The sequence below is a fragment of the Mycobacterium sp. DHQP2018-32-09 genome (genome assembly GCF_058148405.1).
In genome coordinates this window covers 1-12843 of record NZ_JBYVYK010000005.1, presented here as the reverse complement: position 1 = coordinate 12843, position 12843 = coordinate 1, and the positions used below count along the sequence as shown (strand labels likewise).

Genomic DNA, 12843 nt, shown 5'->3' with positions numbered 1-12843 from the left:
CCGACCGGCCTGACCGCTACCGGCTGGTGAGCACCAGCGCGGGCCCGTCGGTGACGGCGACGGTGTGCTCACTGTGCGACGTCCGGGAGCCGTCGGCGGACCGGATGGTCCAGCCGTCGGGGTCGTAGACGATGCGGTCGGTGCCCGCCGCCAGCCACGGCTCGAGGGCCAGCGTCAACCCGGGCCGCAGCTTCATGCCGCGGCCGGCGCGGCCGACGTTGGGGACGTGTGGGTCTTCGTGCATGGTGCGGCCCAGGCCGTGGCCGCCGAACTCCGTGTTGACGCGATAGCCGCGGCCGGTGAGGACGTCGCCGATGGCCGCGGACACGTCACCCAGCCGGTTCCCTGGCCGCGCGGCGGCGATGGCGGCCGCGAGCGCCTCCTCGGTGGCGTCGACGAGCCGCTGGTCCTGTGGCCTCGGGGTGCCCACGATCACCGTGCGGGCGGAGTCGGCGACCCACCCGTCGATGGACACCGCGATGTCGAGCGACAGCAGGTCGCCGTCGGCCAGCACGTAGTCGTGCGGGAGACCGTGGAGCACGGCGTCGTTGACCGACAGACAGATGACGTTGCGGAACGGGCCGCGCCCGAACGATGGGGCGTAGTCCCAGTAGCAGGACTGCGCGCCCCGCTCGGCGATCAGCTCGCGGGCGCGGTGCTCGAGGTCCAGCAGGTTCACCCCGGGCCGGGCGCGGCCGACCAGGTCGTCGAGCAGCCCGGCGATGAAGGCGCCGGTGACCCGCATCTTGGCGATCTCGTCGGGGGTCTTCAGCTCCACCATCGTCGGCAGCCTCCTTCGTGAGCGGTATGAAAATACCAACCTACGCGACGGCGCGGTATTTTCATACCGCGCCACCGCGACCCCGCGCCCGCTAGGGTGGTCGCATGGTGCGCCTGCCGCTGACCCCCGAACAACTCGCCGCGGGCAAGCGTCTCGGCAACCACCTGCGGCACGCCCGCGGCGACCGCACCATCGCCGACGTCGCCCAGGCCGCAGGCATCTCGCCGGAGACCCTGCGCAAGATCGAGACCGGCCGCCTCGCCACCCCGGCCTTCAGCACCATCGCCGCGCTGGCCCGCGTCCTGCCCGTGGCCCTCGACGAGCTGGCCGACAGCTGCCTCGACCCGGCGGCCCTGCGAATCACCGGATAGCACCGCCACACCGCCGCGGGACACGCAACGCCGCCCACACAACTCCGTCGCCTACCCTTGTTCGTCGTGCCCGCTCGGACCTCTCGACTCATCGCGATCATCGCGGGCGTTGCTGGACTCATCCTCTGCGCCCTCACCCCGCTCCTGCCGGTCCGACAGACCACCGCCACCATCGCGTGGCCCCAGGCAGCGGGGTCCGACGGGCTGATCACCGACGTCACCGCGCCGCTGGTCTCCGGCGCACCCCGCGCGCTCGACGTCACCATCCCCTGCCGCGTCGTCGCCAGCCTGCCCCCCGCAGGCGGCGTGGTGGTCTCCACCATCCCGGCAGGCGGCATCGAGGCCGGACGCAACGGCATGTTCGTGCGCGCCAACGCCGACGTCGTCTACGTCGCCTTCCGTGACACCGTCGCCGCCGTCGCACCCCGGGCCGCGGTGAACTCCGGCGCCTGCAGCGAGATCCACGTGTGGGCCAACGTCGGCGCCGTCGGCGCGGACTTCGTGGGCATCCCCGGCGCCACCGGCACCCTGCCCGTCGACAAGCGCCCCCAGGTCGCCGGCATCTTCACCGACCTGCGCGTGGCCCCGCAACCCGGCCTTTCCGCCCGCGTCGACGTCGACACCCGCTTCATCACCTCGCCCACCGTCCTCAAGATGCTGGCCATGGTGCTCGGCGTGCTGTGCGTCGTCGCCTCGGTGGTCGCGCTGGCGCTCCTCGACCGCACCGCCGGCCGCAGGGCGCCACGCCTGCGATGGCGCGTCACACCCGCGCACTGGCTCGCCGACGCCGGCGTCATCGGGGGGCTGCTCGTCTGGCACGTGGTGGGCGCGCCGACCTCCGACGACGGCTACAACGTGACCATCGCCCGCGTGGCAGGCGAGGCCGGCTACACCACCAACTACTACCGCTACTTCGGCGCCACCGAGGCGCCGTTCGACTGGTACCAGAGCGTGCTGGCCCACCTCGCCGCCGTCAGCGCCGACGGCGTATGGCTGCGCCTGCCCGCCACCGCGGCGGCCATCGGCACGTGGCTCCTGGTCAGCCGGGCCATCCTGCCCCGCCTGGGCCGCCGGGTCGCCGCCAACCGGGTCGCCGTGTGGACCGCGGGCGCGGTGTTCCTGGCCGCCTGGCTACCGTTCAACAACGGGCTGCGCCCCGAGCCGATCATCGCGTTCGCCACCGTCGCGGTGTGGCTGCTCGTCGAGAACGCCATCGGCACCCGGCGGCTGTGGCCGGCCGCGCTCGCCATCGTCGTCGCGGCGTTCTCCGTCACCACCGCCCCGCAGGGCCTCGTCGCGCTGGCACCGCTGTTCGTCGGCGCGCGGGCCATCGGCCGGGTGGTGAGCGCCCGCCGTGCCCGCGACGGCCTGGCGGCCGCACTGCTGCCGCTGGCGGCCGCGGCGTCGGCGGTGTTTGTCCTCGTGTTCCGCGATCAGACCCTGGCCACCGTCGCCGAGGCCGTCCGCATCAAGTACGTCGTGGGCCCCACCATCCCCTGGTACCAGGAGTTCCTGCGCTACTACTTCCTCACGGTCGAAGACAGCGTCGACGGCTCCCTGACGCGCCGCTTCGCCGTGCTGGTGCTGCTGCTGTGCGTCTTCGGCCTGATCATGGTGCTGCTGCGCCGCGGCGGCGTGCCCGGCGCGGGCAGCGGGCCGGTGTGGCGGCTCGCCGGATCCACGGCCATCGGACTGCTGCTGCTGACGCTCACGCCCACCAAGTGGGCCATCCAGTTCGGCGTCTTCGCCGGGCTGGCCGGCGCCCTGGGCGGCATCACCGCGTTCGCGTTCGCCCGCGTCGGACTGCACAGCCGACGCAACCTGGCGCTCTACGTCACCGCGCTGCTGTTCATCCTGGCCTGGGCCACGTCGGGCCTCAACGGCTGGTTCTACGTCGGCAACTACGGGGTGCCGTGGTTCGACAAGCAGCCCGTGATCGCCCACTACCCCGTCACCACGATCTTCCTGGTGCTGGCCATCGCCTGCGGCCTGCTCACCGGCTGGCTGCACTTCCGCATGGACTACGCCGGGCACACCGAGGTCGCCGACACCGGCCGCAACCGCGCCCTGGCCTCGACGCCGCTGCTGATCGTCGCCACGATCATGGTGGTGCTCGAGCTGGGCTCGATGCTCAAGGCCACCGCAGGCCGCTACCCCGTCTACACCAACGGCGGGGCCAACCTCGCCGCACTGCAGTCGGGCCTGTCGGCCGACAGCTGCGCCATGGCCGACTCCGTGCTCGTCGAGGCCGACCCCAACCAGGGCATGCTGCAACCCGTTCCGGGCCAGCGGTTCGGCCCCTACGGCCCACTGGGCGGCGAGGACCCCGTCGGGTTCACCCCCAACGGCGTCAGCGACACCCTGGAGCCCGCCGAACCCGTCGCCGCCAACCCCGGCACCCCGAACTCCGACGGGCCCGTCGACAAACCCAACATCGGCATCGGCTACGCCGCGGGAACCGGCGGCGGCTACGGGCCCGAGGGCGTCAACGGCTCCCGCGTGTTCCTGCCGTTCGGCCTGGATCCCAAGCGCACACCGGTGATGGGCAGCTACGCCGAGCCCGGCTCGGACCAGGCCAACGTGGCCGCCAAGGCCACCTCGGCCTGGTACCAGCTGCCCGAACGCAGCCCGGACCGGCCGCTCGTCACCGTCGCCGCCGCCGGCGCCATCTGGTACTACGAGGAAGACGGCTCGTTCAAGTACGGCCAGTCGCTCAAGCTGCAGTGGGGCGTGCACCGGCCCGACGGGTCGTATGAGGCCCTCAACGAGGTGCAGCCCATCGACATCTTCCAGCAGAAGGCGTGGCGCAACCTGCGCTTCCCGCTGACCACCGCGCCGCCGGAGGCCAACGTCGCCCGCATCGTCGCCGACGACCCCAACCTGTCCACCGACCAGTGGTTCGGGTTCACGCCGCCGCGGGTGCCGGTGCTGCAGACCGCTCAGCAGTTCCTGGGCGATCGGACGCCGGTGCTGATGGACATCGCCACCGCCGCCAACTTCCCCTGCCAGCGCCCGTTCGCCGAACACCTCGGCGTCGCCGAACTGCCGGAGTACCGGATCATCCCCAACTTCAAGCAGATGGTCGTGTCGTCCAACCAGTGGCAGGCCGCCGAGGACGGGGGCCCGTTCCTGTTCATCCAGGCACTGCTGCGCACCGAGGCCATCCCCACCTACCTGCGCGACGACTGGTACCGGGACTGGGGGTCGCTGGAGCGCTACATCCGGGTGGTGCCGCAGGACCGGGCACCGAACGCCACCATCGAGGAAGGATCGACGCGAGTGTTCGGCTGGAGCCGGGGCGGACCGATCAGGGCCCTGCCGTGAACGGCGTCGGTGATTCGGCCGTGAAGGACGTGACGATCGCGCGGTGGGTCGCCATCGTCGCGGGCCTGCTGGGATTCGTGATGGCGGTGGCCACCCCCCTGCTGCCCGTCACCCAGACCACCGCGACGCTGAACTGGCCACAGCAGGGCCAACTGGGCAACGTCACCGCGCCGCTCATCACGCAGGCCCCGGTGAGCCTGACGGCCACGGTGCCGTGCGCCGTGGTGCGCGACCTGCCCGCCGACGGCGGCCTCGTCTTCGGTACCGCGCCCGCCGAGGGCCGCGACGCCGCGCTGAACGCCATGCTGGTCACCGCGTCGTCGTCCCGGGTCGACGTGATCGTGCGCAACGTCGTGGTGGCCAGCGTCAGCCGCGCCCGCGTCGCCGACCCGGCCTGCCAGCGCATCGAGATCACCTCGAACACCGACGGCACCTACGCGAACTTCGTGGGCCTCACCCAGACCACCGGCGCCGACGCCGGCCAGCCGCAACGCACCGGCTATCCCGACCCCAACCTGCGACCCGCCATCGTCGGCGTCTTCACCGACCTCACCGGGCCTGCCCCGCAGGGGCTTTCGGTGTCGGCGACCATCGACACCCGCTTCACCAGCCACCCGACGCCGCTCAAGCTCGCGGCCATGGTGTTGGCCGTCGTCGCGACGATCATCGCGCTGCTGGCGCTGCTGCGCCTCGACCGGCTCGACGGCCGCCGCATGCAGCGGGTGATCCCCACCCGCTGGCGCACCCTCACCGCGGTCGACGGCGTCGTCGTGGGCGGGTTCCTGCTCTGGTACGTCATCGGCACCAACTCCTCCGACGACGGCTACATCCTGCAGATGGCCCGCGTCGCCGACCACGGCGGCTACATGGCCAACTACTTCCGCTGGTTCGGCAGCCCCGAGGACCCGTTCGGCTGGTACTACAACGTGCTGGCGCTCATGACCCACGTCGGCGACGCCAGCATCTGGATCCGCCTGCCCGACCTCATCTGCTCGCTGATCTGCTGGCTGCTGCTGTCCCGCGAGGTGTTGCCGCGCCTGGGCCCGGCCGTGGTGGCCAGCCGCCCCGCGCTGTGGGCCGCAGGCTTGGTGCTGCTGGGTGCGTGGATGCCGTTCAACAACGGCCTGCGCCCCGAAGGCCAGATCGCCACCGGCGCCTTGGTGACGTACGTGCTGATCGAGCGTGCGGTCAGCTCCGGCCGGCTCACGCCCGCCGCGTTGGCCATCGCCGCCGCCGCTTTCACCCTCGGCATCCAGCCCACGGGCCTCATCGCCGTCGCCGCGCTGGTCGCCGGCGGCCGCCCCATCCTGCGAATCATCATGCGCCGCCGCCAGCTCGTCGGCACCTGGGCCCTGATCGCGCCGCTGCTGGCCGCGGGCACCGTGATCCTTGCGGTGGTCTTCGCCGACCAGACGTTGGCAACGGTGTTGGAGGCCACCAGGATCCGCACCGCCATCGGCCCCAGCCAGGAGTGGTGGACCGAGAACCTGCGCTACTACTACCTGGTGCTGCCCACCGTCGACGGGGCCATCTCACGCCGGGTGGCGTTCGTGTTCACCGCGATGTGCCTGTTCCCCTCGCTGTTCCTGATGCTGCGCCGCAAGCGCGTGCCGGGCGTCGCGCGGGGTCCGGTGTGGCGGCTCATGGGCATCATCTTCGCCACGATGTTCTTCCTGATGTTCACGCCCACCAAGTGGATTCACCACTTCGGCCTGTTCGCCGCGGTGGGCGCCGCGATGGCGGCCGTCGCCACGGTGCTGGTGTCGCCGGCGGTGCTGCGCTCGGCGCGCAACCGCGTGGCGTTCCTGGCATTGGTGTTCTTCGTGTTGGCCTTCTGCTTCGCGTCGGTGAACGGCTGGTGGTACGTCTCGAACTTCGGTGTGCCGTTCAACAACTCGGTGCCCAAGATCGGCGGCGTGACCGTCAGCACCATCTTCTTCGCCATGTCGGCGCTGTGCATGCTGTGGGCGTTCTGGCTGCACCTGACGCGGCGCGAGTCCAGGCTCGCCGACCGGTTGACCGCTGCCCCGATCCCGCTGGCGGCCGGGTTCATGGTGCTGGTGTTCGTCGCCTCGATGGCCATCGGCGTGGTGCGCCAGTACCCGACGTACTCCAACGGCTGGGCCAACGTGCGGGCCTTCGCCGGTGGCTGCGGGCTGGCCGACGACGTGCTGGTGGAACCGGATTCGAACGCCGGCTTCCTGAACCCACTGCCCGGCACCTACGGCCCGCTGGGCCCCCTGGGTGGCGAGTCGCCCAGCGGGTTCTCCCCCAACGGCGTACCCGACCGCATCATCGCCGAGGCCATCCGGCTCAACAACCCGCAGCCCGGTACCGACTACGACTGGGACCGGCCGGTGAAGCTGTCGCGGCCCGGCGTCAACGGCTCCACGGTGCCGCTGCCCTACGGGCTGGACCCGGCCCGGGTGCCCGTCGCCGGCACGTATTCGACCGGCGCGCAACAGGAGAGCAAGCTGGCGTCGGCCTGGTACGAGCTGCCCGCCGCCGACGCCGCACATCCCTTGGTGGTGGTGACCGCCGCGGGCACCATCGCGGGCACCAGCGTCGCCAACGGCACCTCGTCGGGGCAGACCGTCGACCTCGAGTACGCCGTCCGCGGCCCCGACGGCGCGCCGGTTCCGGCCGGCCGCGTCGCCCCGTTCGACATCGGGCCGACGCCGTCGTGGCGCAACCTGCGCTACCCGCGGGCCGAGATCCCCGCCGACGCCGTCGCCGTGCGCGTCGTCGCCGAGGACCTGTCCTTGAGCCAGGGCGACTGGGTGGCCGTCACGCCGCCGCGCGTACCGGAGGTGCGCTCGGTGCAGGAGTACGTGGGCTCCACCCAGCCGGTACTGCTCGACTGGGCCGTGGGGCTGGCCTTCCCGTGCCAGCAGCCGATGCTGCACGCCAACGGCGTCACCGAGGTGCCGAAGTTCCGGATCTCGCCGGACTACTACGCCAAGCTGCAGAGCACCGACACCTGGCAGGACGGCAAGAACGGTGGCCTGCTGGGCATCACCGACCTGCTGCTGCGCGCCTCGGTGATGTCGACGTACCTGTCCAACGACTGGGGTCAGGACTGGGGCTCGCTGCGCCGCTTCGACACCATCGTCGACGCCACGCCCGCCCAGATCGATCTGGGTTCGCAGACGCACAGCGGGTTGTACAGCCCCGGCAAGATCCGCATCAAGCCATAGCGATTCGTGGCAGGGTGGGGCCATGCGCCACACCGTGCACCTGGGCCGAGCCACCGTCACCCGGGTCGTCGAGACGCGCATCGCCATGCGGACGTCACTGTTCGCGGACACGCCGGCTCGGGCGTCGGCGGACGAGGCCGCGCTGCTGGAGCCCGACTTCTGGGACCGCGCAGCCGAGCAGTGGCGAATCGCGATGCAGTCGTGGGTGATTCGCGTCGACGGCCTGACCGTCGTCGTCGACACCGGCGTGGGCAACGATCGCGACCGTCCGCACATGCCGCCGCTACACCGGCTGTCGACGTCGTTCCTCGCCGATCTCGCCGCGGCGGGCGTCGACCCCGCCGACGTCGACGTGGTGATCAACACCCACCTGCACACCGACCACGTCGGGTGGAACACCCAGCTGGTGGACGGAAGGTGGCGCCCGACGTTCCCCAACGCCCGCTACGTGGTGCCCGCGGCGGACCTGGAGTTCTTCACACCCGGCGGCGCCGGCGAGAACGACGGCATGCGAAGGGTGTTGGCCGACAGCGTGGACCCCGTCGCAGACCAGCTGCAGCCGTGGCGCGACGAGCTGGAGCTGAGCCCGTCGCTGCGGCTGCGGGCCGCACCGGGGCACACGCCGGGATCGTCGGTGGTCTGGCTCGACGCGGGCAGGCTCGCGGCGTTCGTCGGCGATCTGACGCACTGCCCCATCCAGATTCCGCGGCCCGGGGATGCGTGCGCGTTCGACGTGGACCCCATCGCGGCCGCGGCGACCCGCACGCGGGTGTTCACCGAGGCCGCACGGGCCAGGGCCGTGGTGCTGCCCGCGCACTACCCGGGGCGGGGCGGCGCCACGTTGGTCGCGCGCGGCGACCGCTTCGCCGTGGACGACTGGCTCGACCTCGACCGGATCTAGGTGCCGCTCGGCCCCACACCCAGCAGCGGCAGGAACAGGGTGTCGACGATCTCCTCGATTGTGCCGTCCGGCAACGGTTTCAGCGTCATGAGGATCTCGTGGCGGAACAGGTCGACGGGCAAGCGGGCGATGCGCTCGGTCACCCGCTCGGCGGAGATCTCGCCGCGGTCGACGGCACGCTGAATCGCCTGGTCCAGCACCGCGTCTCGGCCACCCTGGACGAACGCGCCGAGGTCGGCCAGGCTGGTGTCCGCGTCGCGGTAGAAACTGCCGAGCTGGGTGAGCAGCAGTGTCGCCAGACCCACGCGGGCTTCGTTGGCGCGGTGCAGTAGCGCGACGACGTCACCGCGCAACGTGCCGGTATCCGGTGCGACCACGGGGTGATCGAGTGCCTCGCGCCGCAGTGCCGCGAGCACCAGTTCCTGCTTGCGCGGCCACCGGCGGTAGACGACCGCGCGGCTGGTGGCCGCCCTCGCGGCGACGCCGTCGATGGTGAAGTCGTCGTAGCCGCGTTCGGTCAGCTCGTCCCAGGCGGCGTCGAGCAGCGCGTGTTCGAGGACCTGGCCGCGACGCCGCTGCGGCGCTGCGCCAGATTTAAGAGACATTGCGTTTCCTAAGCGTGGACCCTAGCCTTTGGATACGGACTGTATCTCAACGAAGGGTGGTCCCCGTGCGCGTCCTCATCTCCGGTGCCGGCATCGCGGGCCTGTGCACCGCGCTCGACCTCGAAGCCCACGGCCACTCGGTGACCCTGGTGGAACGGGCCGACCACCTCCGGGTCAACGGCTCCCCCATCGACATTCGCGGCGAGGCGATCGGCGTCGCCGACCAGATGGGCATCCTGGACGCGATCCGCGACCGCCGGATCGACATGAGCGAGCGCGTGCAGTTCGTCGACGATTCCGGCACCCCGGTGGCCGAACCGCCGTTCGACCAGATCAACGATTCCCCCGACGACGTCGAGATCCCACGCGAGGACCTCTCCAGGATCCTCGTCGACCGACTCTCGTCCCCGGCGGACCTGCGGTTCGGCGAGTCGGTGGCCGCGCTGACGTCGGACGATCGCGGGGTGGACGTGCGGTTCGCCTCGGGTGCGGCCGAGCGCTACGACGTGGTGGTGGGCGCCGACGGGATGCACTCGGCGGTCCGCAGGCTGGTCTTCGGGCCGGAGCGCCAGTTCCTACGGCATCTCGGGTTCTACGTTGCGCTGGCCGCCCTGCCCGGTTACACCCCGCCCGCCGATCGGGTGAACCCGATGTACAACTTTCCGGGCCACATGGCAGGGATTGCCGCGTACGGTTCGACGGCGTTGGCGGTGTTCATGTTTCGCTCGCCGTGGATCGAGTACGACTACCACGACCTCGGCCAGCAGCAGCGAATCCTTGGCGAGGCGTTCGCCGGGACCGACGCGTGGCGGGTGCGTGAACTCGTCGCTGCGGCAGCGGCGGACCCCGAACTCTACTTCGACTCGGTGAGCCAGATCGTCGCACCCGAATGGTCCCGGGGGCGCGTCGTGCTGGTCGGCGACGCCGCGCACTGCGCGTCCAACCTGTCCGGCCGCGGGACCAGCCTGGCGCTCACCGGCGCGTGGTTCCTGACCCGGGCGCTGCACGAGCACCCCGACGCCCCGGCTCGCGCATTCGCGCGGTATGAGCGCGACCAGCGCCCGCACGCGATCCGCTCGCAGGCCACGGCGGGGCCCGGAGGCGACCTGCTGGTGCCTGCCACCCAGGCGGACATCGATGCCCGCAACCGGGCGCTACGCGCCGGTTCTGTTGCACGGCAATGATCTTCGCGGACGATCACTCGCGCGCGGACGGCTCCGGCGCTACGCCGCGCCGTCGACGGCGGGCGGCCGGGGTCGGAACGGGTCGTACCACCACCAGTTGGCGCGCTCACCGGTCGGGCCCGCGTAGGGCGGCACCTGCCGCGGCGTGGTCGTGCGTGGGTGGGCCAGCGATCCGCCGGTGAGGGTGTGCCCATGCGCGTCGGTGACCACCGGGGCGTCGGCCGGACCGGCGATCGTGATGCCGCCGCGGTGATGCAGCCGGTGATGAAACGGGCACACCAGCACCAAATTCGCCAGCTCGGTCTCGCCACCGTCCTCCCAGTGCACCACGTGATGGGCGTGCAGACCCCGGGTGGCCCCACAGCCGGGGACCACGCAGCAGCGGTCGCGGTGCTCCAGCGCCCGCCGCAACCGGCGCCCGATCTGACGCGTGCTGCGCCCGGCGCCGATCGGCTGACCGGCCCGCTCCAGCCACACCTCACACGTCGCATCACAGAGCAGGTACTGACGATCGGCGGCGCCGAGGTGCGCGCCCAGATGCACCGCCGCCGAGGGGGCGTCGAGATCGAGGTGCACCACCACCGTGGTGTGCTGGCCGTGCGGGCGGCGCGCCACCTCGGCGTCCCAGCCCGCCTCGACCAGGCTCAGGAACCCGTCGACGGCATCGGGAAACGGCGCCGTGGTGTCCGACTCCGGGCCACGGGCGCCCTCGGCGTGCACCCGCCTCCACTCGGTGACCAGTGCATCCCGGTGCGCGGCGAGTGCGGCGTCGAACACCGCGGCCTCGACCGTGGGCAGGGTGATCCGCCACGTGGTGCCGTGCTCGCCGACCCGCGCGCTGATCGACCGCCGCGGCTCAGGCTGCGGTGCCGGCTCGGGCCGCGGTTCCAACGCCACCGCCGTCCGCAACTGCGTCACGGTCGCGGTGCCCACCAACTGCGCGTAGTGCTCGTCGGAGCCCGCCGCGGCGCGCTCGGCGACCACGGCGACCTGATCCAACGAGAACCGGCCCTCCCGCAACCCGGCGGCACACCGGGGGAACTCCTCGGCCCGCCGCGCCACGGCGACCACGGTCTCGGCGTTGCGCGGGGACACCCCGGTCTTCCACGCCACCAACGCCGCCAGTGACCGCGCACCGGTGACGCCCCACAGCTCGTCGCGCTCCAGCTCGGCGACCAGATCCACGATCCGCCCGTCGATGGCATTGCGCTGACCCACCAACTCGGCCAACTCGGCGAACACCGGCTCCAGCCGCGCATACGGATTGACCTCGTCGGCCAACGACTCTGCGGCGGACGACATGCCATCATTCTGCCAAGGGGGTCTGACACGTCGGGCGGATCGGCCGGGCGGCGGCCCGACGCACGGACGTGACCGGGCGACGAGAACCAGCCAGCGAACCCGACGGGATGTCGTCGACATTTCCCGGCATGTTGCCCCGCCGTTGTCACGGGATGGTTACAGTGACGTCGAATACTGCTTGGAATGGCAAATACCCGGGGGAACGACGCATGGCTCACCGACACTCGATCGGCTTCTTGTCACTGATCACGACGACCGGTCTACTGGCCGCGAGCATGGGGATCAACGACGCCCATCCTCTGAGCGAAATGCCAACCGCAACAACGGCATCCACGTCGGGCGCCCCTGCCGCCCCGGCATCCGCGGGCGTACCGGCAGCGCCACGACGGGGCCTTGACGCCAGCGCATCCGATACCGGCGCGCAGGCCGCCGCACCCACGCAGGGATCGTCACCGGCGATCACCTGGACGGCGTTCTCGGCGGCCGATCCTGCCATCACCAACGTCACGGCGGACATCGCCGAACGCATCGCCAGTGCAGCGTCGTCGGCGCCCACGGCTACCGACCGCGCCGCCGTGGTCGCCGCCGCGGCATCGGGCATCGAGGTCGGCTCCGGCCACCGTGCCACGACGGCAGCCGCGGGCCCCGTGAGCCTCGCCGGCCCCGTCGGCGTCACGCTGGATCAGAACGGATTCACGATCTCCTTCCTGTTCACGGTCACCATCAACGCCGCCGGCCTCACCGTCGTGGACCCCAACGGCGTGATGTGGATCGGCAACGGCGCCGACGGCGCACCCGGCGAGGACGGCGCACCCGGCGGATTGCTGTGGGGCAACGGCGGCCGCGGCGGTGACGCCCTCGTGGCCGGCGGCAGCGGTGGAAACGGCGGCGCCGCCGGGTTGTTCGGCTCCGGCGGAGCAGGAGGCTCCGGCGGCGCCGGTGGCCAAGGCGGCAACGGCGGAACCGGTGGTCTACTCGCGGGCATGGGCGGGACGGGCGGGGCAGGCGGCAACGGCGACTGGTCCTTCCACGACGGCATCGGCGGAGACGCCGGAAGCGGCGGTGCCGCAGGCCTCTTCGGCAACGGCGGCGCAGGCGGAAGGGGTGGCTCCGGCGCCGTCGGCCGCGACGCCGCCGAGCCCGCTCCGGTCGGACCGGGCGCACCGCAGCCCGCCCCC

The 12843-nt window shown here is 71.8% G+C and carries 8 protein-coding genes and 1 pseudogene; 6 read left to right on the top strand and 3 right to left on the bottom strand.

What is annotated here, in order from left to right; translation table 11 throughout:
- Positions 1-16: 16 nt before the first annotated feature.
- Positions 17-781, bottom strand: a complete 765-nt coding sequence (gene map, locus AC30CM_RS03935) for a type I methionyl aminopeptidase (protein WP_490115519.1) — start codon at positions 779-781, stop codon at positions 17-19.
- A 104-nt stretch (positions 782-885) separates the two neighbouring features.
- Between map and AC30CM_RS03930 the strand changes: the two genes are divergently transcribed.
- From AC30CM_RS03930 to AC30CM_RS03915, 4 genes are all read left to right on the top strand, one after another.
- Entirely contained in the window at positions 886-1152 is a 267-nt protein-coding gene (locus tag AC30CM_RS03930) for a helix-turn-helix domain-containing protein (RefSeq protein WP_490115518.1), read from the top strand.
- 66 nt (positions 1153-1218) lie between these two features.
- Positions 1219-4476, top strand: a complete 3258-nt coding sequence (locus tag AC30CM_RS03925; RefSeq protein ID WP_490115517.1) for an arabinosyltransferase domain-containing protein — start codon at positions 1219-1221, stop codon at positions 4474-4476.
- A gap of 80 nt (positions 4477-4556) precedes the next feature.
- The gene (locus AC30CM_RS03920) at positions 4557-7673 is read left to right on the top strand and encodes an arabinosyltransferase domain-containing protein (protein ID WP_490115619.1); all 3117 of its coding nucleotides are present in this window, start codon (positions 4557-4559) and stop codon (positions 7671-7673) included.
- A 22-nt stretch (positions 7674-7695) separates the two neighbouring features.
- The gene (locus tag AC30CM_RS03915) at positions 7696-8574 is read left to right on the top strand and encodes an MBL fold metallo-hydrolase (RefSeq protein ID WP_490115516.1); all 879 of its coding nucleotides are present in this window, start codon (positions 7696-7698) and stop codon (positions 8572-8574) included.
- Here the strand turns inward: AC30CM_RS03915 and AC30CM_RS03910 are convergent.
- Positions 8571-9179, bottom strand: coding sequence for a TetR/AcrR family transcriptional regulator (locus AC30CM_RS03910; RefSeq protein ID WP_490115515.1), 609 nt, complete (start codon positions 9177-9179; stop codon positions 8571-8573). The genes AC30CM_RS03915 and AC30CM_RS03910 overlap by 4 nt on opposite strands.
- Positions 9180-9244: 65 nt before the next feature.
- Between AC30CM_RS03910 and AC30CM_RS03905 the strand changes: the two genes are divergently transcribed.
- Positions 9245-10363 (top strand): FAD-dependent oxidoreductase, encoded by a 1119-nt coding sequence (locus AC30CM_RS03905; protein WP_490115514.1) that lies wholly within the window; start codon positions 9245-9247, stop codon positions 10361-10363.
- Between the two features lie 39 nt (positions 10364-10402).
- Here AC30CM_RS03905 and AC30CM_RS03900 read toward each other — a convergent pair whose 3' ends face one another.
- Positions 10403-11665, bottom strand: coding sequence for an HNH endonuclease signature motif containing protein (locus AC30CM_RS03900; RefSeq protein ID WP_490115513.1), 1263 nt, complete (start codon positions 11663-11665; stop codon positions 10403-10405).
- A gap of 770 nt (positions 11666-12435) precedes the next feature.
- On the opposite strand from AC30CM_RS03900, the pseudogene AC30CM_RS03895 reads away from it, so the two are divergent.
- Positions 12436-12843, top strand: a pseudogene (locus AC30CM_RS03895) (PGRS repeat-containing protein); the annotation flags it as partial.